Raw genomic sequence first — 20,403 nt, 5'->3', positions numbered from 1 at the left:
GTTAACCCTCGCGCTTTTGGGCGTTGTGCCAGTCGCTATAAGAGCGTGCTGCGTTACCTTGGTCAGTGATTGCCGCGCTGAGCTTGCCTAGGCTTTCAAGTAACCAACCTAGGTCTGCTACTGCGGCCATGCTTAAACCCGCGTCCTCGTTCTGTGCTGCGACGGCTAGCACGGTGCCAATTGCGGCTACACCTTGGCAAAGGGTCATATTCTGGCTTTCAGCGCTGCGGCTGATTGCGTCGAGTTGCGCGTGGGGCATGTTGTCAAAGCTGGCGGTGCTAATTAGGTTCTCGCTCCAAGGGTTCATACGGCACCTCCAGCGGCTTCCAGTTGGCGAGCACGGGCCATTGCTGCGTTATACCGCGCAAGTCGTGTGCTCAGGCTTGAGTCGGCGCGTAGTGCGGCCATAGCGCGGGCTTTCCACGCTTGGGCGTGTGAGGCGGACGGATTGAGGGCGTTCGTGTTTTTCATGGGTGTGGCTCCTAACGTTGGGGAGCCGCTACTACCCGCTGCAAAACGGGATTGGGTGGCGGCTGTACGCAGGTTTGCAGACCGGGACGTTAGGCACCCGGCGCGCTCGAGAGCGCCCCGCGCACAGCCACCATAAAACGAAACGGCAGACACAAAAAAAGCGCCAGCTTTCGGAATGGTGGCGCTCATGCGCCTAACGATGTTCGGGCTGCAAAACCCGGTCGCCAGCAATGTGACGACGGGTGAACTATAGGTCGGGGTGTGATGCTTGGCAATAGCCGAGAAAGATTGTCTGTGCATCATGCTGCAACCCTCCGTTGATGCTTGCTCTGCAATTCGCGGACGTAGCACAGCAAGTTGGCTTTACGCTCGGCATAGGCCAAACCAGCGCCGATTAACGCCGTATCGCGCAACTCAGCAAGGGTCACGATCTCCAGTTCACGTTCGCTCAACTGGTCACGGTCGCGGCCAGCGAATGAGCCGGTGATGACTTTGTTAATCAGCCGCGACTCATTGATGTAATGGTGCGCCTTGGCGGTCTTGCCTTGAATCTCAAAGTTAAACGCTAGGGCATCACACACCGCTTTGTGGCCGATTGCAGCTTCATGGCGAGCGGCTGACCATGGTTTCGATTCGCCGCGTAACAGGCCATCAACCTGCTCGTCACACCAGATCTCAAAGTCCACGGAAAGCCAGCGTGCAAACTTCACTGCAAGTTTTGGGTGTAGCCAGGTGCCGCCACCACGATCAGCGCGGGCGCGACTGGTTTTTACATACGGGATTTCCCCGTATCTACGTTTCATTCCGTCGAGATAGCGCTCGGTATCGGGTAGACGCAGCCACTCGTTGGGAACCTTGCCAAAGCGTTCAGCCGCTTGGGTTGCATTGATCCATCCGTCAGCGTTGAACGCCACGGCCTGACCTTCGTAGCTGAATGGGACTATTCGGACGCTCATGCTCTCACCTCACTGTCTGCCGGTAGTGCGCCGATGTAGTACAGCGCCACACCTTGGTGAGTGCGGCCCTGCTCATCGGTCATGGTGATGCGATGTGTTTTGATGGGGTGCCCCAGTTCGCGTAGCTCCTTCACGCGGGCGGCGGGCATCATGATGTTCAGGTCATTGCGCGCGGCGATGGTAGTAACTGAGCCGACTTGATGGAATCGCTCTAGTAGTCGGGCGCGCTGAGCATGAACACTGGTATTATTCAGGTGAGAATTTTTAGAGCTGGCCTGTTGGTCGGCTTTATTTTTGCCCATGATTTAACTCTCCCGTGCCTGAATTAACAGATCAACGCGGTCATTGATCAGTTGATAGCGCTCGTTATCGGAGGCGCCGTCCTCGATCAACATCCGGTCAATTACTTTGATTTGCTCCATCTCTTCAGGGGTAACTAAGCCAGAGAAGGTGTGCGCAATTTCGCAAACAGGTTTCTCAATTACGGGCTGGTTCTGATATTTCTCGAGAGCCTGATCTACCAAAGGGGCGAGGGTGCTTTTTTGGTAGGTGTAGCTGGAGGGCTCCATCCAGCGAACAAAGGGCGCCGCTAAATAAGGGTGAAGCCAAAGCCCCGGCTGATAATCAGGAATGCTGCCTGCAATGTTCTTACCAGGCGATACGCGCATCCCTGGCGTCCCTGCATACCCAATGATCACTTTTGCATCTTTGAGAGCATCGAAGTATTGAGGCTTGTTGTTTCTCACATACTGTAGGTCTTGCCATTTCTCGTTGATCGACTCGCCAAGCGTCGCAGCTGCCGCATTCAACAGTGAGTAAGCCTCAAAAGTGCAAAGGAACTCTTTCGGGTTTTTGCTGTTCTGCCGAGTTAAGAGGCTGGCGTTGAAATAGCCGGTCTGTTCGTCAATGGCAAGCAAGGTTGTGCCGTGAGCGCTGACAGTAATTGAACTCATGCTGTCACCTCAGTACGCAGTGCAATGCGCTTGCGCACCCATTCCTGAACTTCCCCCAGCACCCAACCCACAGGCGCACCACGCGACTTGCTGTCGCTAAGCGGCACCGGGCGGGGGAAGGTCGGGTCGTCTTTCATGCGCTTGTAGATCGTCGGGCGGGCTAACCCGACGATGATCTCAAATTCAGGCATACGGATGATGGTAGTCGCGGGGTCGAACTGTAGAAGGTTTGCCGCGCAACTGGCTGCCTTAATAGTGCGGATGTTGTCCATGTGGCTAGTTCCTGTGTCTGGTAGATATTGACTGGCACAGGAATAGATTGGCGGGGGTTGTGGGGCGGGGGCAGTCCGGTGTGCGCGCACGCTGTACAGTCTGCGCGCACACTGTACAGCTTAGGCTTTCGTTTTTCGGTGGGCGATGATCCAGCCGTAAAGCGTGCGTTCGGTAACTGCGTATGCTTTGTGGCGATACCGGGCAAACGCTGCAATGCTGCTGTATGTACCTTTGACACTATCCCACTCGGTTTGAGCATTGAGCTTTTGGGTGTTGGCTTCACTATGGCGGGCGCCTGCTGCTTTTCTCGCGCCCATTGACACCTTTTTTTTCGCGAGTACGTCGGCTTCGGTGCCTAGCTGGATTTCATGCCTTACCAATCCTGCGGCTAACTCTGCGAGGTGTTTGATTTCAGCGTATTGGCGCGCCTTATGTGACTCAGCTATGCAAACGACTTCGGTAATATCTACAGCGTCATTGCCAATGCCTGCTAGCAACACCATTGGCATGTCATCTTTAAGCGCGTCTGGGAAATCTCTGTCACTAACTGCCTCAACTGCTCTGTTTATCAGGTCCAGTGCAAGCACGGCTAGATATTCGTATGCGTTAGCGTTTGGGAAGTCCGCGTCATCTATGTCAGTGTTCATTAGAATATGCTCAAGAGCATCAACTTCTTTTGTGTTTTCCTCTTGGGGGAAGTCCAGTACTCCTTCAATATCTGGATTGGTATTGTTAGTTATTAATTCTCGGAGTGCTGACTCTGTGCGTTCTTCTTCGTGAAGGTATCCCAGTATGTGGCCTCCGCACTCTAGTTGGCTGCGTATCCAGTATTCCTTTTCGTCGTTGAAGTAGTCTTCCAGTAGCCAGTAAATTGTACTTCTCGCGTTCTCGATCTCTTTGTCTGTTCGTCCGTGTAAAAGGTGTTTCGCTCTAGATTGAAGTTCAGAAAGTCGTCTAATCGGATAATGAAGACCGTGGCTTACAAATGAATCAAAGAGCGGGTTAGTAAAGAAGCTCATAGCGCTCGCCTCCCAAGGCGTTACCCATGCTGAATAGATCAGCTGGTCAGGCGGGTGGGTGCCCACTTTTCGCCCCGTCGGGCTAGGCCAGCCAAAAACCTTTATGCGCGTTTGATGCTCACCACATTGCCAGCTGCTAGTGTGTCGAGGTGGTCGGCATACCATTGCATCATCGTGCGCCGCTGCTCTAAATAAGTTGCCTTGTTATAAACGCCTGATACCCCATCCTCGACATGCGAGAGCTGGGCCTCAACATGATCTTTAGCAAAGCCGTTCTCTCGCAGGATCGTTGACGCGATGTGCCTAAAGCCGTGGCCGGTCTGCCGGCCTGCGTAACCCATGCGGCGCAACGCCATATTAAAGGCCATGTTGCTGCGTGGCTTGGTGCGCTCATTGCGACCGGGGAACAATAGAGGGTACGCGCCAGTGATTCTGTTTAATTGCTCAAGAGCATCAAGCGCTTGGCTAGAGAGTGGCACGCTATGCGGGCGGCGTTTCTTCATTCGTTCAGCAGGAATCATCCAGAGCCCTGCCTTCAAATCGAACTCATCCCACCTCGCCTCGCGTAGCTCGCTTGGGCGTACTCCGGTCATCATCAGTAAACGCAGACCAAGGCGTAGGTCATGGGCGTGAGGATATGCATTGATGGCACGTAATAACGGCGGCAAGTCATCGGCAGTGACGTGAGCATAGTTTTCTGAGGGCTTGGACTGAAGGAAGCGATTGAGCCCATCGAGCGGATTATGTACAGCGCGCCCAGTGACCCGCGCTAAATCGTAGATTTCCCGGCAGGTACGGCGTACCCGGCGCATCTGCTCAATGATGCCCTGCTTTTCCATGCCCTGTAGAAACTCCATCCATTCGATGGGCAGTATGCTGGTATATACGCGTTTTCCAAACACTGGGAAAGCGTGCAGCTCAAGAGCGCCAATGGTGCGCTTAGCTGTACTGTCGGCCCATCCCGGACGGCGGATGTTTATCCACTCTAGCGCCAGAGACTCAAACGTACTGTTGGCCGACTCCAGTTCGGAAGCCTTGCGTGCGTGCTTGGCCGTAAGTGGATTGACGCCATCTGCCGCATCAGTGCGCAAGTTGTTTGCCTTTAGCCTTGCACCTGCTCCGCTGACTTCTGGATAGCTCCCAAGGCCAAGCCATGACCATTTGCCGTCTGGTTTCTTGTAGCGCAACTCCCATGACTTGCCGCCGTTGGGCTTCACTCGGAAATAAAGCCCTTGCCCGTCAGGCTCTCGATAGACGGTACTTTCAGGCTCTAGGCTGGCTAGCGTTGTGTCAGCTAACGGGCGGCGTTTAATCTCTGAACGTTTCATGGTGTGTATGCCGTCAGTTCTAATTTAAGCCCAGCATACACACTGGCATACACGCCGGGAAGGTCTAGGCGTAGATAGATGTAAACAGCCAGATACAAGAAAGCCCGCACAGGGCGGGCTTCTTGAGGTGTTTCGTAGACTGCTTGATACAGCAGTAAACAGCTATTTGGCGCACCAGGCGGGATTCGAACCCACGACCCCTGCCTTCGGAGGGCAGTACTCTATCCAGCTGAGCTACTGGTGCGTAATGAAGCAGGCCGTTGGCCCTAGACTGCAATCGGCTGCTGTAAAACCATTGGCTTTAGCAGTGGCGAGGGGCGCGGGAGCGCTTGCAGTGCGGGCGCAATGATACGCATCTATGGCGATTGAGTCCATGCCTGCGCATTGTTCGTGATTCTGCACATAAATAGCGTTTTGTGGTTTCGTTTATCGGTAAACAATAAAAAACCGCTTATTTTTGTACATTTTTTTGCACAGACTATTGCCCTTTACCCCTTGCGACCCTAGGATTCGTTTGAGATTTCAAACGCTCCTGCTGCGACTATCCGGAACTCCTGCGACAGAGTCCTTTCGAATTCTATAAGCGGGATGAAGCGTTAGCGTTTTATTTTGCATTTATTCAATGGGTTTTTACCCCCGGCGCCACCATTAACCATCCGACGCTGGTGTCGGGAAGAGGAGACTGTCATGCAATTAAAAGACACCCAGCTGTTCCGTCAGCAGGCATACATTGATGGTACCTGGCTTGATGCGGACAACGGTCAGACTATCAAGGTCAACAACCCGGCCACGGGTGAGATCATCGGTACTGTACCGAAGATGGGCGCTGCCGAAACCCGCCGCGCTATTGAAGCAGCGGACCGTGCACTGCCGGCTTGGCGCGCACTGACTGCCAAAGAGCGCGCGAACAAGCTGCGTCGTTGGTACGAATTGCTGATTGAAAACCAGGACGACCTGGGTCGCCTGATGACCCTGGAGCAGGGCAAGCCGCTGGCTGAAGCCAAGGGCGAAATTGCTTACGCGGCCTCGTTTATCGAGTGGTTCGCAGAAGAAGCCAAGCGTATTTATGGCGACGTGATTCCTGGCCACCAGCCAGACAAGCGCCTGATCGTGATGAAGCAGCCAATCGGTGTGACCGCCGCGATTACGCCGTGGAACTTCCCGGCTGCGATGATCACCCGTAAAGCCGGTCCTGCTCTGGCAGCGGGCTGCACCATGGTCATCAAGCCTGCCTCGCAGACTCCGTTCTCGGCACTGGCGTTGGTTGTTCTGGCTGAGCGTGCCGGCATTCCGAAAGGCGTGCTGAGTGTTATCACTGGTAGCGCTGGCGATGTTGGCGGCGAGCTGACCAGCAACCCAACCGTACGTAAGCTGTCGTTCACTGGCTCGACTGAAATTGGTCGCCAGTTGATGGCCGAATGTGCGCAAGACATCAAGAAAGTGTCGCTGGAGTTGGGTGGCAACGCGCCATTTATCGTTTTTGACGACGCTGATCTGGACGCCGCTGTTGAAGGCGCGCTGATTTCCAAGTATCGCAACAACGGCCAGACCTGTGTTTGCGCAAACCGTCTGTACATTCAGGATGGCGTTTACGATGCCTTCGCCGAGAAGCTCAAGGCTGCAGTGGCCAAGCTGAATATCGGTAACGGTATGGAAGACGGTGTGACCACTGGCCCGCTGATCGACGACAAAGCCGTCGCCAAGGTCCAGGAGCACATCGAAGACGCCGTTGGCAAAGGCGCCAAAGTACTGACTGGCGGTAAGCAGCACAGCCTGGGTGGCAGCTTCTTCGAGCCGACTATTCTGGTCGACGTGCCGCGCAATGCTGCGGTGGCCAAAGAAGAGACATTCGGCCCGCTGGCGCCGCTGTTCCGCTTCAAGGACGAGGCTGATGTTATCGCCATGTCCAACGACACCGAGTTCGGTCTGGCATCGTACTTCTATGCGCGTGACATGGGCCGTGTGTTCCGTGTTGCAGAAGCGCTGGAATACGGTATGGTCGGTGTTAACACCGGTTTGATCTCCAACGAAGTCGCGCCTTTCGGCGGCATCAAGGCTTCGGGCCTGGGCCGTGAAGGTTCCAAGTACGGCATCGAAGACTACCTGGAAATCAAATACCTCTGCCTGAGCATCTGATTACCTGCGTGCAATAGTGATATTGCGCGGGTGAGTGGGTGAGGGTTGTTCACTGGCAAGAGCCAACTGGACGCCCTTACCGGCCACCGTCTTGCCAGACGCCCGATTAGCGTGGCGCCGGCAAGTTTTAAACCACCCCTGTAGCCGGGCAACGGCGACGCAGTCGATCATCGAATGCATGCGTCGCAGGTTGTCGAGCTGCTTTGTCCTTGAACCACGCCACACGATGAGTGGCGAATGAGGAAGTCATGAGCAAGACCAACGAATCCTTGATGCAACGCCGTACTGCTGCCGTTCCACGCGGTGTAGGTCAGATCCACCCGATCTTCGCTGAGAAAGCGCTGAACGCAACCGTAACGGACGTTGAAGGTCGTGAGTTTATCGACTTCGCCGGCGGTATCGCCGTGCTCAACACCGGTCACCTGCACCCGAAAGTTATTGCTGCCGTGCAGGAACAACTGACCAAGCTGAGCCACACCTGCTTCCAGGTATTGGCTTACGAGCCGTACGTTGAAGTGTGCGAAAAGATCAACGCCAAAGTGCCAGGCGATTTCGACAAGAAAACCCTGCTGGTCACTACTGGTTCTGAAGCTGTTGAGAACGCCGTTAAAATCGCCCGCGCTGCTACTGGCCGTGCCGGCGTAATCGCGTTCACCGGCGGCTACCACGGCCGTACCATGATGACCCTCGGTCTGACCGGCAAGGTTGTTCCGTATTCGGCAGGCATGGGCCTGATGCCGGGCGGCGTGTTCCGTGCGCAGTATCCGTGTGAAATGCACGGCGTCAGCACTGACGACGCAATTGCCAGCATCGAGCGCATTTTCAAGAACGATGCCGAGCCTAAAGACATCGCTGCGATCATCATCGAGCCGGTTCAGGGCGAAGGTGGTTTCTACGTGGCACCAAAAGACTTCATGAAGCGTCTGCGCGCCCTGTGCGACCAGCACGGCATCCTGCTGGTCGCTGACGAAGTACAGACTGGCGCTGGCCGTACCGGCACCTTCTTCGCGATGGAGCAGATGGGCGTTACTCCCGACCTGACCACTTTCGCCAAGTCGATTGCTGGTGGCTTCCCGTTGGCGGGCGTGTGCGGCAAGGCCGAATACATGGACGCTATCGCGCCGGGCGGTCTGGGCGGCACTTATGCCGGTAGCCCGATTGCTTGCGCGGCTGCTCTGGCGGTCATGGAAGTGTTTGAAGAAGAGAACCTGCTGGATCGCAGCAAGGCTGTCGGCGAGCGTCTGGTCACTGGCCTCAAGGCTATTCAGGCCAAGCACAAGTCGATCGGTGACGTGCGCGCACTGGGTTCGATGATCGCTGTTGAGCTGTTTGAAGATGGCGACCACCACAAGCCAGCTGCTGCTCTGGTAGGTCAGGTTGTTGCCAAGGCACGCGAAAAGGGTCTGATCCTGCTGTCGTGCGGTACTTACGGCAACGTTCTGCGCGTGCTGGTGCCGGTAACTGCACCTGACGCACAGCTTGATCAGGGCCTGGCGATTATCGCTGAGTGCTTTGACGAACTGGCCTGAGGCTAGTTGCTAAAAAGACCCGCCAGCGTTAAGCGTTGGCGGGTCTTTTTTTGCCTGCAATTCAGGCTGAGTTAAAGGCCGAAACGGGCGGAGGCGGTGGGCAGTGATTTGGTCAGGCTGCTCAGCGGCGCCGGCTCGGCAATCCAGTAGCCTTGTCCATAGTCGATACCCAGCGCGCGCAGGCATTCGAGCGATTCTTGGGTCTCGACAAATTCAGCGACTGTTTGCAGGCCGAGTTGCTTGGCAATCTGCTGCATGGAGCCAACCATCGCCTGATTGATGCGATCGTGTTCGATGCCGCGGATAAAGCTGCCGTCGATCTTGAGAATATCCAACGGCAAATGACGCAGGTAAGCGTAGGACGCAAAACCGCTGCCGAAGTCGTCCAGCGCCACTTTGAAGCCCTGACTGCGCAGGCTTTTCAGCCATTTGGTAGACACCGCAAGCTCACCCAGTGCGACCATTTCGGTGACTTCGATACACACTTTGTGTGGCGGAATTCCTTTGCTCATCAACTCCTGCGACAAGAAGATGTGGAAGCTGGCATCAAGCAACGAATGCGTGCTGAGGTTGAGATTGACCTGGCCAAGCTGCTGCAGGTGCTCCGGGTTATTGCTCAGCCATTGGCACAGGTTGCGCACCACCCAGCGGTCGATATCGACCAGCAGGCTGTAGCGTTCAGCCGCGCGCATGAAGCGCTCGGGGCTGATGAACTCGCCAGTCGCCGGGTCGCAATAACGCAGCAGCAACTCATAATGCAGTTCGTCGTGCACTGTTTGCAGGGGCATGACCGGCTGGTAAAAAAGCACGAAATGATTGCTGCGCATGGCTTCTTGCAGGCGGGTGATCCATTGCAACTGGCGTTGCTGCTCTTGCAGTGCGCCGTCAGTCGGGTTGAACTGTTGAACCCGGTTGCGGCCCAGCACCTTGGCCTGCTGGCTGGCGCTGTCGGCCCAGCGCAGAGCGGTTTCCCAGTCACAAATATCCTGGCTGAGGGTGAGCACGCCGATGCTCGCATGCAGGCGGAACGGGGTGTTTTCCCAGATGAAAACGAATTGTTCGACACTGCGGCGCAAACGCTCGGCCTGTCCCAGCGCGACGAAGTGATCTTGTTCGCGCAGCAGCACGACAAACTCATCGCCACCAATGCGCGCCAATTGCGCACTCTTCGGCAGCATGTTTTGCATATGCGCGGACAATTGCTTGAGCAACTGATCGCCCGCCGAATGGCCGCACAGGTCGTTTACCTGCTTGAACTGATCGAGGTCGATGTACAGCAGGTGGCTGAAACGGCTGGTGTCGTTGCTCAGCAGGCTCAGCTGGAGCAGACGTTCGAGTTCCCGGCGATTGAGCAAGCCAGTCAGTGAGTCATGTGCTGCCTGATGCTTGAGGCGGTCTTCGAGCTGGCGACGGTCACTGAGGTCGAAAATGATGCCTTCAATACAGGTATGGGCTGAGCGCAGATGCAACGAAAGGTAGACCCAATGACGCTTGCCATTAAGGTCGCGCAGCTGACATTCCTGGCTCACCGACGGGTGTGCGGCGTCCAGTTTTGCCACCAGCTTGGTCCATTGCGTTGTACCCAGCAGCTTTTGCACGGGCAGTGCTTGCCAGCTTCCGTCTCCGGGCGTTGAGCCGAGAAAGCGGATCAGGCTGGGGTTGGCTTCCAGCAGGGTGCCGTTGAGCGTGCAGCGGAAAATGCCTTCGCGTGCGCTATTGAACAAGGCGCGGTATTGCTCAAGGTTATCGATGGCTTGCGACTGGCTGCTGAGCAATGCCTTGCGCACGTTTTCAAGCTGGCGGTCGAGTACCGCGCTGAAAAGCAGCATGCTCAGCAGCGGCAAAAAGGTCTGCAGGGCATAGGCATCTGAAGGCAGGTTGATAATGCCCAGACGTCCCAGCGGAAGCACGGTCATCATCACCAGCGCACTGATCCAGCAGAGGAAATAGCCGCGCGAATAAGGCAGCCCTTTGATCAAGCTGAGTGTGACCACCAATGCCTGGAACAGGCCGACCAGCAACAGGACCAGGTTAAAGGCCTGGTAACCGCGGTAATCGTCGCTGTACAGCGCGTTCCATAAGCTCACCAGCACGATGATGGCGATCAACACATTCAGTGCCAGTCGCAGCGCAGTGCCGAGTTTCAGGCGCAGCGCGCTGATGATGAACAAGGTGCTGAAGATCAGCATCAGCGGGTTGGCAACCTGCACCAAGCGCTTGGAAAGCCACGGCCATTGACTGAACAGCAGATCAATTACGCCATGCAAGCTGGCACTGTAAGCACACAAGGCCAGCGCGGTAATGCAGAAGTAGCCCAGTTGTTGTTCACGCAGCGCGCGGAATTTGAGCATGTAAAAAACGGCCAGGCTCATCAGACCGCCAATCAACAGGCCACCGAGTAGCCAGTTTACGGCCACCAACAGGGTGTTTTTTTCACTGCTCACCAACTGCATTGGCAGGCTCACGGCCGAGGCGCTATGAACCCGCAGCAGCAGAGTATGCGGGCCTACGCCGAGCCTTGGCAGAGTCAGCATAAAGCGTGGAAACGGCACGCCCCGCTGCAGGAATGGCAGGTGATCGCCGCTGTAAATCGGCGCAATTAGACGGTCGCGGTCGTACAACCACAGTTCAATGTCGTCGGTGAAAGCTTGATCAATGATCATCTCCAGCTGCATGGCAGGCGGCGCATTCAGCTCGAATGCCACCCACCAGGCACTGTCGGAGTAACCCAGACGCGGAGTGCCGGCGACTAACTTACCTTGGCTGCGAATTTGATTGAGCGCCTCGTTGGCGGTGAGCGCCGAGTTGCGGTCTTCGAGTACGAGTACTTGTTTGATATCTACCGGATTAACCAATTGCTCGGCAGTCATTGTCTGCATTGGCAGCGTAGCCGCGGGAACGGCGACGCTGAAGGCCAGCAGGAGCAGTGAAAGCAGCAGATTGATAAATGGCAAAGTAGGCGTCCGCAAGAATATTCGGGGTAACTCGGCTCTCTTGCCTGGGGCACCGCTGCCGTTAGCAGGGTGACCGAGAGCTTGAAAGTGCTGCAAGTTCGCCAGTCGCCTGAGCGCGTGGCTTTTTTATTTGCCGAGTAGGGTGCGGGCGAATATCAGAGTGCCCACTCCCCAGGCACTATTTACCAGAAAACCGATAAAAAAACGTCCAGGCAATTGGCTTAAATTAAAGCCCATTCCTTTAAGCGGGAAAACAACAATTAACGCTACTAATGTCAACGCAATGCCGCCAAAAAACAGGCCTTTCAGCCACGGCTGCGGCTGGTCTGCCTGCCAGCAGAAAACCGAGAGCATGACTATGCCCCAGACGCCACCCCAAAAGGCCGCAGAAAGTATCGATGGCACACCCAAAGGTGCGGTTTGCGCCATATTGAAAGGGGCGACCGGAACAATTCCGGCACCATGCAGAAGCCCTAAAATCGGCTGATGAAAGAAAATTACCGCAAGAAATCCGGCAACGAAGAACAGGCATAGGCGTAACATCGGAAACCTCATTGCTTGGTTGTGAACGCATAGTTTTGTATAGCAGTTATGCTGAAAATAATTGTCTGCGCTTGTAATTAATTCAGCTTTTACAGCTCTATTGCCTAGATTAATTTTTGGAGTTTACTGTGCGCGCAATGCTACCTTTGCTGGATGATCTGGCTTTCCCGCCGATTACTCGTGGTGCGCTTGAAGCCCTGCAGATCAATTTAACCTACCTGTGTAATCAGCGCTGCTTGCATTGCCATGTGAATGCCGGGCCAACGCGCACAGAGGCGATGACTGACGACAGCCTGCAACTGCTGCATCAGGTGATCGACGCGCATCCTGTACATACCCTGGATTTGACTGGCGGCGCGCCCGAGATGCACCCGCGCTTTCGCGAAATCGTCACGCACGCGCGCCGCGAAGGTTTGCGCGTCATTGATCGCTGCAACCTGACCATTCTCAGCGAGCCCGGCTATGAAGACCTTGCGCAATTTCTGGCCGAGCAGCAGGTTGAGGTTACTGCTTCGCTGCCCTGCTATTCGCGCGACAACGTCGACAAACAACGCGGTGACGGCGTGTTCGACGCCAGCATCATCGGCCTGCAAAAACTCAATGCGCTAGGCTACGGCCAACCCGGCAGTGGCCTCATTCTCAACCTTGTGTATAACCCGCAAGGAGCCAGCTTGCCGCCCCCGCAAGTGGCGCTGGAAGCCGATTACAAAAGCCATCTGGCGGAAGATTTCGGCATCGTTTTCAATCACCTGCTGACCATCACCAACCAACCTATTGCACGGTTTGGCAGCACTCTCGTGAGCAAGGGGCAGTTCAACGACTATATGCAGTTGTTGCGTGACAGCTACAGGGCCGAGAATCTGCCTAACGTGATGTGCCGCTCGCTGGTCAGTGTCGATTGGCAAGGCTATTTATACGATTGCGACTTCAACCAGATGCTTGACCTGCCGCTGGAAATTGCCGGGCAGGTTATTGCCCGCCAACGCCCGCACTTGCGGGACCTGCTCAATACCTCGCTGTCCGGAAATGCCATCGTCACCCGTGATCACTGCTTTGCCTGCACCGCCGGGCAAGGTTCCAGTTGTGCTGGCGCTCTTAACTCTTAAGGATCATCGCTATGCAACCCAACTCGGCTATTGGGCTGTTTTTCTGGGGCTTTCTATTGGTCTACGGCGTGCTGATGATCGTGTTGTCGCCACGTGCGGTGACCGTCGGCGGCTTCTTCAACGGTGAGGACAATCAGGGTCGCAGTGCGGCGCCGTGGTTACTGACGTCGAGCATTTTCATCAGCTGGATCTTTGCCAAATCGGTCACCAATGCGGCCAATCTGGGTGCCAGTTACGGCCTGATAGGCGGTCTGGCGTACGCCACTTACTGGCTGTCGATTCCGCTGGCCGGATTTGTCATTTATCGCCTGCGGCGGCGCTTTGCAGCGACCGGTCTGGTGAGTTTTCTCAGCAGCAACTACGGGCGTGGTGCGGCGCTGGCCTTCTCGGCGGCGATTCTGATTCGTCTGTTCAATGAGGTCTGGAGCAACACGGCGGTGGTCGGCGGCTATTACGGCGACTCCGGCAGTACCGAGTTCATCGTGGCGGCCTTGCTGTTCACCGCCGTCACGCTTGCTTACAGCCTGCGTGGCGGGTTGCGCAGCTCGATCCTCACCGACGCAGCGCAAGCGGCTATTTTTGTTGTCGCACTGATCTGGGTGCTCGGGCTGGTGCTGCCTGCGCATACCCCGCGCGAGTTGGCGAGCACCAGCCACTGGGCGCTCGACAGCGGCGTCGACCTGCTGCTGGTCGCGGGCTTGCAGATATTCAGCTATGGCTTTCACGACCCGGTGCTGACCGACCGCGGTTTTATCAGCGAAGAGAAAACCATGCGCCGCTCGTTCCTGATTGCCGGCGTGTTGGGTTTCTTCGCAATTCTGGCGTTCAGTCTGATCGGCGTGCATGCACAGCTCACCGGTTTGCCAGCCTCCGATAACGTGCCGGCGGCATTGGCGAAAACCCTCGGTGTGGGCGCCTTGATGGTCATGACCGTGGTGATGGTGTCGGCGGCGGGCTCGACCCTCGACTCGACCTTTTCCAGCCTGGCCAAGCTGGTGGGTCGTGAATTGCCGCAAATGGCAGGCCGCGATCTCGGTCAGAAAGCCATCGGCGTCGGCATGGCCGTAATGATGGTATTTGCCGTGTTGGGCAATCTGCCGATGATCGCGGGCACCGACATTCTCAAGGCCACCACGATCAGTGGCACTATGGTGATTGGTTTGGCGCCTGTGTTCTTGTTGCATGGTTGGGTTAAACCGACGCGCCTTGGTTTTCACCTGAGTTTCTGGTGCGGCATCGTTTTAGGTGTGGGCCTGAGTCTGGGCTGGGTGCCGCAAAGCTGGGCGATTGGCGATGGTAAGTACGCGCTGTTACTGGGCGTCAATCTGTACGGATTAATCCTTTGCACGCTGGGCTATGTGATCGCCGGCTGGTGCGCACCTTCCACTCAATCAAGGATGCTTTCATGACTACTCTGATCCCGCGTCAACCTGTGCCTGAACTCAATGTCTCGCTGATGCCCGAGGGCCAGTGGCAGCTGAATTCTCCGGCCCCCGCACACTTCACCCTGTTGGTGTTTTATCGCGGCCTGCACTGCCCGCTGTGCCGTAAATCCTTGCAGGAACTCAATGGGCTGATCGAGCGTTTCAACGCGTTGGGTGTGACCGTGCTGGCGTTGTCTACCGACAGCCATGAGCGTGCGGAAAAAACTCAACAAACCTGGGCTATCGGCAACGTGCCGCTGGGGTATGGCGTGAGCATTGAAGAGGCGCGTAACTGGGGCTTGTTTGTCTCGACCGGCAAGGGCGAAAAAGAGCCGGCGTTGTTTGGCGAGCCGGGAGTCTTTCTGGTGCGCCCAGACGGCACCTTGTATATGTCGGCGGTGAACACCATGCCGTTTGCGCGGCCGCATTTCGACGAGATTCTCGGTGCCATCGAATACGTCATCAACAACAACTACCCGGCGCGCGGAGAAGCCTGAGCATGAACCTGCGTGCGGGGCGTGATTGCCCGTTGGACTATCGCCTGCCGCCGCAGGTATTCAGCAGCTCCGCCAACCTTGCGACTGATGTGTTGTACGTGGTTGGCGGGCTGTATGGCAATCGTCAGGCGTTGGCCGCGTTACAAAAGCGTCTGCAAGCCGAGCCAGCAGCGCGGGTTGCGTTCAATGGCGATGCACATTGGTTTGATCGCGATCCCGAGATATTCATGGCCATCGAGCAGGGCCTGCAGGCGCATATCGCCCTGCGCGGCAATGTCGAAACTGAGTTGGGCCGCGACTCTGCCAGTGGTGCAGGTTGTGGCTGCGCTTATCCGGCCAGTGTGGACGACGCCGTGGTGAGCCGCTCGAATGCGATTCAGGCCGAACTCAACAACACCGTGCAGGGCATCAGCGGCATGGCGGCCAGATTGGCGGCGCGCCCCGCAACTGCGCTGGTGACGGTGGGCGGTCGCCGCGTGGCGATCAGTCATGGCGATGAGCAGTCGCTGGCAGGCTGGAGTTGCTCGCGTGACGCATTGGCCAGCGAGGCGCGCAGAGAGCAGCTTGATCAGTGGTTCGAGACGCACAACATAGAGGTGCTGGCGACCAGTCACACCTGCTCGGCGGTGGCGCTCAACCTGCAACACGGCGCGTTGATCAATAACGGCGCCAGTGGCTTGCCCAATTTCAATAATGGCCGCTACGGCGTGATCAGCCGCATTGCCACGCATCCACATCCGGCGGCGTTGTACCGGGCCGAGCGTGACGGCTTGTATATCGAGGCGTTGGCACTGAATTACGACCATGGCGCATTTCTGGCCGATTTCGATCGGCAATGGCCGCACGCAAGCCCGGGCGCGTTGTCTTACCGAGCACGAGTACTTGGCGCGACTGAAGATACTCCTCAGTCCGCGCTGCTGGCAGGCTTCAGCCTGTGCCAGACCCTATGCGCACTGGAGGCGCTGGAATCATGAATAGCCGTAAATTAGTTCTGATGGGTGTGATTCTGGCGCTTATTGGCAGTTTCTTCGTTTTCGATCTGGGCCAGTATCTGAGCCTCGACGCCATCAAGGCCCAACAAGCAGCGCTGAATGCACAGGTCAGCGCTGAGCCATTGTTGGCGGCCGGTGTATTTTTTGCGGCGTACGTAGCTGTTACCGCCTTGTCGTTACCGGGCGCAGCCTTGATGACCCTGCTCGGCGGCGCGCTGTTCGGCTTGCTTGAAGGCTTTGTGCTGGTTTCATTTGCGTCAGTGCTGGGCGCCACACTGGCCATGCTCAGCAGTCGCTTTCTGTTGCGTGACTGGGTGCAATCCCGATTCGGCAAACGCCTTGCGAGTATCGATCAGGGCATTGAGCGAGAAGGCGCGTTCTACCTGTTTGCCCTGCGTCTGGTGCCGATTTTTCCCTTCTTCCTGATCAATCTGGCAATGGGCCTGACGCGTCTGCCAACGCGCACATTCTGGTGGGTTAGCCAGCTCGGGATAGTGCCCGGCACCTTGGTTTATGTGAATGCGGGCCGCGAACTGGGCCAGCTCGATTCGCTAAGCGGTATTCTCTCGCCCGACGTACTGGGCGCATTTGTGCTGCTGGGCATCTTTCCGCTGATTGCGCGCAAATTGCTCAGCATGATCAAGGCGCGTCGTGTGTATTCGGGTTGGGCGCGGCCGGACACCTTTGAGCGCAACCTGCTGGTAATCGGCGCAGGCTCGGGCGGTTTGGTCAGCGCGTATATTGGCGCGGCGGTAAAGGCCAAGGTCAGCCTGATCGAGAAGCACAAGATGGGCGGCGATTGCCTGAATACCGGCTGCGTGCCGTCCAAGGCGTTGTTGCGTTCGGCCAAGTTGGCCAATGAGCTGAACAAGGGCGCTGCGCTGGGTTTCAGTGACGTCAGCGGGCGGGTGGATTTTGCCGCCGTGATGGAGCGCGTGCAGCGCGTGATTACAGACATCGAACCACACGACTCGGTCGAGCGTTACAACGGCCTCGGCGTTGAGGTGATCACCGGCGAGGCAAAAATCACCTCGCCGTGGACAGTTGAAGTCAACGGCAAAACCATCAGCAGCCGTAGCCTGATCATTGCGGCGGGCGCTCGCCCGCTGGTGCCGAACATTCCCGGTCTCGATCAGGTCCGTGCTTACACCTCGGATACCATCTGGAGCCTGCGTGAGCAGCCGCGCTGGATGCTGGTGCTGGGCGGCGGGCCGATCGGCTGTGAGCTGGCGCAAGCCTTTCAGCGTCTCGGCAGTCAGGTGATTCAGGTTGAGCTGGATGAGCGCTTGCTGCCACGCGAAGACATCGATGCCAGTGAATTGTTGATGGCCAGCATGCGTGCAGATGGCGTCGACTTGCGCCTGCGCCACAAGGCCGAGCGTTTCGAGTGCGTGGATGGCGAGCAGCGCATGATCGCCCGGCATCAGGACACCGGCGAAGAGGTGATAATTGCCTTCGACTGCCTGCTGTTGGCGCTGGGCCGGGTGGCCAATGTCACGGGTTATGGAGCCGAAGATCTCGATCTGGTGGTGCGCAAGAATGGCACGCTGGAAACCGACGAATACATGGCCACACGCTTTCCCAACGTGTATGCGGTTGGCGATGTAACCGGGCCGTATCAGTTCACCCATGTCGCGGCGCATCAGGCCTGGTATGCGGCGGTGAACTCCTTGTTCAGCGGCTTCAAGCGCTTCAAGGTCGATTATCGCGTTATCCCGTATTGCACCTTTACCTCGCCTGAAATCGCCCGGGTTGGTTTGTCTGAGAACGAAGCCCGCCAGCAAGGTATCGAATTTGAAGTGACGCGTTACGGCATCGACGACCTTGACCGGGCCATCGCCGACGAGGCCGCGCATGGCTATGTCAAAGTGCTTACCGAGCCCGGTAAAGATCGCATTCTCGGTGTGTGCATTGCCGGCGAACATGCCGGTGAGTTGCTTGCCGAGTATGTGTTGGCGATGAAGCACAATCTGGGCATGAACAAGATTCTTGGCACCACTCACACGTATCCGACCATGAGCGAGGCGAATAAATACGCTGCTGGTGAGTGGAAGCGTGCGCATGCGCCGCAAGGCGTGTTGCGTTGGGTTGAACGGTTTCATACTTGGCGGAGAAGTTAATGCAAAAGCTGCTCTTGTCGCTGTTGCTTCTGGCGCCATTGGCGCAGGCACAGAACATGATTACACCGTGGGCGGGAAGTGCCGGCGAGAGCAGCTGGACGACGCCGTGGCGCGTTGCCGATATTCCCAAACTGCAACCGCCGCAGCGTTCTGTAGTTGATATCGACGGGCGCAATGCCTTGCAGATTCGCGCCGACTCGGCCGCTGGCGGGCTGTTATTTCCGTTGGATTTACCCGGCGATAAAGCCTGGCAGCTGAGCTGGCAATGGCGTATTGATAAAACCCTCAAGGCTGCGCGATTTGCCACCCGCGAGGGCGATGATTACGCGGCGCGGGTTTACGTGCTGCTGGACTATCCGCTCGATACCTTGCCGTTTCTGACACGGCAGAAGATTCGTCTGGCGCGGACCTTTTACGATTCCAACTTGCCAGTTGCGACACTCAGCTACGTTTGGGATAACCGCGAAAAACCGGGCACTCATGCGCGCAGTGCGTATACCGAGCAAGTTGAGATGCGCGTGCTGCGCGGGCCTGAAACTGCGGTGCAGCAGTGGCAAGAGGAGCAGCGCGATCTGCGCGCCGACGCAATTGCCGCTTTTGGCTCGGCGCCTAGCAAAATTCTCGGCGTTGTATTTGCCGCAGACAGCGATAATACCGGCGAGTCGCTGGTGAGCTATTTTGCCAAACCAGTGCTGCAAAACTCGGCGCCCTGAGACTGCGCGGCATCAGCTATGCTCGGCCGCGTAAAGCGCAGTAAACGTGTCTAACCCCTGTGCCCGGATATTCAAACGCTGAAACGCCTGGCGTTTGAGCAACGCGATGGAATGCTTTCATGACGCAATACGATCTGATACTGCTTGGCGCTGGTCATGCGCACCTTGGCGTACTCCGCCGCTGGGCCATGTTTGAGCGGCCGCAGGGGCGTATTGCGCTGGTCAGCGTTGGTCACCACGCCTGGTATTCGGGGATGTTGCCCGGCCTGATTAGCGGCCAGCATGCAGCAGATGATTGCCGGGTTGAGCTGGCGCCACTGTGTCGGGGCGCCAAAGTCGAGTTGATCGTCGATCAAGTCGCGGCGCTGCAAGCGGATACGCGTCAGGTACAACTCGCCAGCGGCGCCTGCTTGCAGGGCAAATGGTTGTCGCTGAATGTTGGTGGCGCGCTGAGTCAGCCCACGCAATCGGGCACTGCAATCGAGTGCCTTGCGGTCAAACCCTTCGAGTCGTTTCTGCAAGGCTGGCAGCGCTGGAAAAACGACCCCGCGCCAACGGCGATCATTGGCGGCGGCGCGGCCGGTGTGGAGCTGGCGCTGGCCATGTCCCGCCACGTGCCGCATCTTGCACTGTTTTGCTCCGGGCGCTTGCTCAGTGGCTACAACGCTGGCCTGCACTTGCGCGCGCTCGGCCACCTGCGTCAACGACGGGTTAATGTGCGCGAATATTGCCCGATCAGCCATATCGAAAACGATCAGTTATTCAGTGAGCAGCAAGCGGTTTGGCAGGGCGCCAGAGTGTTGTTGGCCAGCGGCGCGGCGGCATTGCCGTGGCTGGCGCAGAGTGGGCTGGAATGTGATGCGCGTGGCTTCGTCAACATCGCGCCAACGCTGCAAAGTTTCTCGCACCCACATGTGTTTGCCGTCGGTGATTGTTCTGCGCTGCCCGGCGCTATGCGCAGCGGCGTTTATGCCGTGCGTCAGGGCCCGGTACTGGCGAATAATCTGGCGGCGGTGCTTCACGGCACGCCGTTGCGTCGTTACCGGCCGCAACGGCAGAGCTTGGCCTTGCTGGCCACAGGCGATGGCGGCGCGCTGCTCGGCTGGCGCAACTGGAGTGCCGGTGGACAAATATTCGGGCGCTGGAAGGATTATCTCGATTACGGTTTTATCCGGCGTCACCAGTGGCAGGGCTGAAAGTTAGGCCTGTGCGATATTGTTTAGTCTTAAGCTAACTAAACGTGCAGTAACTTCTATTTAACTTGCGTATCTGCCTGTGCGAGCCTGATGGCCATGAACTCGATTGCAGATTTTTACCGCGTGCAGCCATTTCCCTCGCCCTTGTGCGCGTGGAGCTGTCTGGTTGCCGACCGGGTTAATCCGCTGCTGC

Annotated in this window: 19 protein-coding genes and 1 tRNA gene; 9 read left to right on the top strand and 11 right to left on the bottom strand. The window is 57.0% G+C overall.

Annotation, left to right across the window (positions count from 1 at the left end; all coding sequences use genetic code 11):
* Window position 1: 1 nt before the first annotated feature.
* The 9 genes from BM395_RS17930 to BM395_RS17895 form a co-directional block, all read right to left on the bottom strand.
* Window positions 2-307, bottom strand: coding sequence for a hypothetical protein (locus BM395_RS17930; RefSeq protein ID WP_090514417.1), 306 nt, complete (start codon window positions 305-307; stop codon window positions 2-4).
* Window positions 304-471, bottom strand: coding sequence for a hypothetical protein (locus BM395_RS23405; RefSeq protein WP_170860620.1), 168 nt, complete (start codon window positions 469-471; stop codon window positions 304-306). Before BM395_RS23405 ends, BM395_RS17930 begins: the two co-directional genes overlap by 4 nt.
* 299 nt (window positions 472-770) lie before the next feature.
* Entirely contained in the window at window positions 771-1,427 is a 657-nt protein-coding gene (locus tag BM395_RS17925) for a KilA-N domain-containing protein (protein WP_090514415.1), read from the bottom strand.
* A complete protein-coding gene (locus tag BM395_RS17920; RefSeq protein WP_212633032.1) occupies window positions 1,424-1,729 on the bottom strand; it encodes a helix-turn-helix domain-containing protein in 306 nt (101 codons plus the stop codon). The genes BM395_RS17925 and BM395_RS17920 overlap by 4 nt, the downstream gene beginning before the upstream one ends.
* A gap of 3 nt (window positions 1,730-1,732) precedes the next feature.
* Entirely contained in the window at window positions 1,733-2,380 is a 648-nt protein-coding gene (locus BM395_RS17915) for a KilA-N domain-containing protein (protein ID WP_090514410.1), read from the bottom strand.
* The gene (locus BM395_RS17910) at window positions 2,377-2,652 is read right to left on the bottom strand and encodes a helix-turn-helix transcriptional regulator (protein ID WP_170860619.1); all 276 of its coding nucleotides are present in this window, start codon (window positions 2,650-2,652) and stop codon (window positions 2,377-2,379) included. Before BM395_RS17910 ends, BM395_RS17915 begins: the two co-directional genes overlap by 4 nt.
* 120 nt (window positions 2,653-2,772) lie before the next feature.
* A complete protein-coding gene (locus BM395_RS17905; RefSeq protein ID WP_090514404.1) occupies window positions 2,773-3,672 on the bottom strand; it encodes a hypothetical protein in 900 nt (299 codons plus the stop codon).
* A gap of 101 nt (window positions 3,673-3,773) precedes the next feature.
* Window positions 3,774-5,000: a tyrosine-type recombinase/integrase gene (locus BM395_RS17900; protein ID WP_090514401.1), complete on the bottom strand. Its 1,227-nt coding sequence runs from the start codon at window positions 4,998-5,000 to the stop codon at window positions 3,774-3,776.
* A 167-nt stretch (window positions 5,001-5,167) separates the two neighbouring features.
* Window positions 5,168-5,244: transfer RNA gene (locus BM395_RS17895), tRNA-Arg, on the bottom strand.
* Window positions 5,245-5,687: 443 nt separating this feature from the next.
* Here BM395_RS17895 and gabD point away from each other — a divergent pair.
* Both gabD and gabT read left to right on the top strand, forming a co-directional pair.
* Entirely contained in the window at window positions 5,688-7,136 is a 1,449-nt protein-coding gene (gabD, locus tag BM395_RS17890) for an NADP-dependent succinate-semialdehyde dehydrogenase (RefSeq protein ID WP_090514399.1), read from the top strand.
* A 248-nt stretch (window positions 7,137-7,384) separates the two neighbouring features.
* Entirely contained in the window at window positions 7,385-8,665 is a 1,281-nt protein-coding gene (gabT, locus tag BM395_RS17885) for a 4-aminobutyrate--2-oxoglutarate transaminase (RefSeq protein WP_090514396.1), read from the top strand.
* A 71-nt stretch (window positions 8,666-8,736) separates the two neighbouring features.
* On the opposite strand, the gene BM395_RS17880 is transcribed toward gabT, so the two are convergent.
* Both BM395_RS17880 and BM395_RS17875 read right to left on the bottom strand, forming a co-directional pair.
* On the bottom strand, window positions 8,737-11,619 hold the full coding sequence (locus tag BM395_RS17880; protein WP_244529007.1) for an EAL domain-containing protein: 2,883 nt from the start codon (window positions 11,617-11,619) through the stop codon (window positions 8,737-8,739).
* 126 nt (window positions 11,620-11,745) lie between these two features.
* Window positions 11,746-12,162: a hypothetical protein gene (locus BM395_RS17875; protein ID WP_090514393.1), complete on the bottom strand. Its 417-nt coding sequence runs from the start codon at window positions 12,160-12,162 to the stop codon at window positions 11,746-11,748.
* A gap of 137 nt (window positions 12,163-12,299) precedes the next feature.
* Here BM395_RS17875 and arsS point away from each other — a divergent pair, with 137 nt between their 5' ends.
* The 7 genes from arsS (at window position 12,300) to BM395_RS17840 (ending at window position 20,210) form a co-directional block, all read left to right on the top strand.
* A complete protein-coding gene (gene arsS / locus BM395_RS17870; RefSeq protein ID WP_212633033.1) occupies window positions 12,300-13,268 on the top strand; it encodes an arsenosugar biosynthesis radical SAM (seleno)protein ArsS in 969 nt (322 codons plus the stop codon).
* A gap of 11 nt (window positions 13,269-13,279) precedes the next feature.
* Window positions 13,280-14,677, top strand: coding sequence for an SLC5/6 family protein (locus BM395_RS17865; protein WP_069902237.1), 1,398 nt, complete (start codon window positions 13,280-13,282; stop codon window positions 14,675-14,677).
* Window positions 14,674-15,189, top strand: a complete 516-nt coding sequence (locus BM395_RS17860; RefSeq protein ID WP_090514385.1) for a redoxin domain-containing protein — start codon at window positions 14,674-14,676, stop codon at window positions 15,187-15,189. The genes BM395_RS17865 and BM395_RS17860 overlap by 4 nt, the downstream gene beginning before the upstream one ends.
* 2 nt (window positions 15,190-15,191) lie before the next feature.
* Window positions 15,192-16,163, top strand: coding sequence for a hypothetical protein (locus tag BM395_RS17855; RefSeq protein WP_090514382.1), 972 nt, complete (start codon window positions 15,192-15,194; stop codon window positions 16,161-16,163).
* Entirely contained in the window at window positions 16,160-18,301 is a 2,142-nt protein-coding gene (locus BM395_RS17850) for an FAD-dependent oxidoreductase (protein WP_090514379.1), read from the top strand. The genes BM395_RS17855 and BM395_RS17850 overlap by 4 nt, the downstream gene beginning before the upstream one ends.
* Window positions 18,301-19,014 carry a DUF3047 domain-containing protein gene (locus BM395_RS17845; RefSeq protein ID WP_090514376.1) on the top strand — a complete coding sequence of 238 codons (714 nt, stop codon included), beginning with the start codon at window positions 18,301-18,303 and terminating at the stop codon, window positions 19,012-19,014. Before BM395_RS17850 ends, BM395_RS17845 begins: the two co-directional genes overlap by 1 nt.
* A gap of 119 nt (window positions 19,015-19,133) precedes the next feature.
* Window positions 19,134-20,210 carry an FAD-dependent oxidoreductase gene (locus tag BM395_RS17840; protein ID WP_090514373.1) on the top strand — a complete coding sequence of 359 codons (1,077 nt, stop codon included), beginning with the start codon at window positions 19,134-19,136 and terminating at the stop codon, window positions 20,208-20,210.
* The last annotated feature ends 193 nt before the right edge of the window (window positions 20,211-20,403 follow it).

The sequence above is a fragment of the Pseudomonas marincola genome, assembly GCF_900116605.1.
Taxonomy (GTDB): Bacteria; Pseudomonadota; Gammaproteobacteria; order Pseudomonadales; family Pseudomonadaceae; genus Aquipseudomonas; species Aquipseudomonas marincola.
The sequence above is the reverse complement of the archived record's forward strand: the minus strand, read 5'-3'. Positions and strand labels throughout refer to the sequence as shown.

Excerpts from the sequence above, each read along its gene's own strand:
- BM395_RS17930 (WP_090514417.1), bottom strand. The coding sequence starts at position 307 with ATGAACCCTTGGAGCGAGAACCTAATTAGCACCGCCAGCTTTGACAAC.
- BM395_RS23405 (WP_170860620.1), bottom strand. The coding sequence starts at position 471 with ATGAAAAACACGAACGCCCTCAATCCGTCCGCCTCACACGCCCAAGCG.
- BM395_RS17925 (WP_090514415.1), bottom strand. The coding sequence starts at position 1,427 with ATGAGCGTCCGAATAGTCCCATTCAGCTACGAAGGTCAGGCCGTGGCG.
- BM395_RS17920 (WP_212633032.1), bottom strand. The coding sequence starts at position 1,729 with ATGGGCAAAAATAAAGCCGACCAACAGGCCAGCTCTAAAAATTCTCAC.
- BM395_RS17915 (WP_090514410.1), bottom strand. The coding sequence starts at position 2,380 with ATGAGTTCAATTACTGTCAGCGCTCACGGCACAACCTTGCTTGCCATT.
- BM395_RS17910 (WP_170860619.1), bottom strand. The coding sequence starts at position 2,652 with ATGGACAACATCCGCACTATTAAGGCAGCCAGTTGCGCGGCAAACCTT.
- BM395_RS17905 (WP_090514404.1), bottom strand. The coding sequence starts at position 3,672 with ATGAGCTTCTTTACTAACCCGCTCTTTGATTCATTTGTAAGCCACGGT.
- BM395_RS17900 (WP_090514401.1), bottom strand. The coding sequence starts at position 5,000 with ATGAAACGTTCAGAGATTAAACGCCGCCCGTTAGCTGACACAACGCTA.
- gabD (WP_090514399.1), top strand. The coding sequence starts at position 5,688 with ATGCAATTAAAAGACACCCAGCTGTTCCGTCAGCAGGCATACATTGAT.
- gabT (WP_090514396.1), top strand. The coding sequence starts at position 7,385 with ATGAGCAAGACCAACGAATCCTTGATGCAACGCCGTACTGCTGCCGTT.
- BM395_RS17875 (WP_090514393.1), bottom strand. The coding sequence starts at position 12,162 with ATGTTACGCCTATGCCTGTTCTTCGTTGCCGGATTTCTTGCGGTAATT.
- arsS (WP_212633033.1), top strand. The coding sequence starts at position 12,300 with ATGCTACCTTTGCTGGATGATCTGGCTTTCCCGCCGATTACTCGTGGT.
- BM395_RS17865 (WP_069902237.1), top strand. The coding sequence starts at position 13,280 with ATGCAACCCAACTCGGCTATTGGGCTGTTTTTCTGGGGCTTTCTATTG.
- BM395_RS17860 (WP_090514385.1), top strand. The coding sequence starts at position 14,674 with ATGACTACTCTGATCCCGCGTCAACCTGTGCCTGAACTCAATGTCTCG.
- BM395_RS17855 (WP_090514382.1), top strand. The coding sequence starts at position 15,192 with ATGAACCTGCGTGCGGGGCGTGATTGCCCGTTGGACTATCGCCTGCCG.
- BM395_RS17850 (WP_090514379.1), top strand. The coding sequence starts at position 16,160 with ATGAATAGCCGTAAATTAGTTCTGATGGGTGTGATTCTGGCGCTTATT.
- BM395_RS17845 (WP_090514376.1), top strand. The coding sequence starts at position 18,301 with ATGCAAAAGCTGCTCTTGTCGCTGTTGCTTCTGGCGCCATTGGCGCAG.
- BM395_RS17840 (WP_090514373.1), top strand. The coding sequence starts at position 19,134 with ATGACGCAATACGATCTGATACTGCTTGGCGCTGGTCATGCGCACCTT.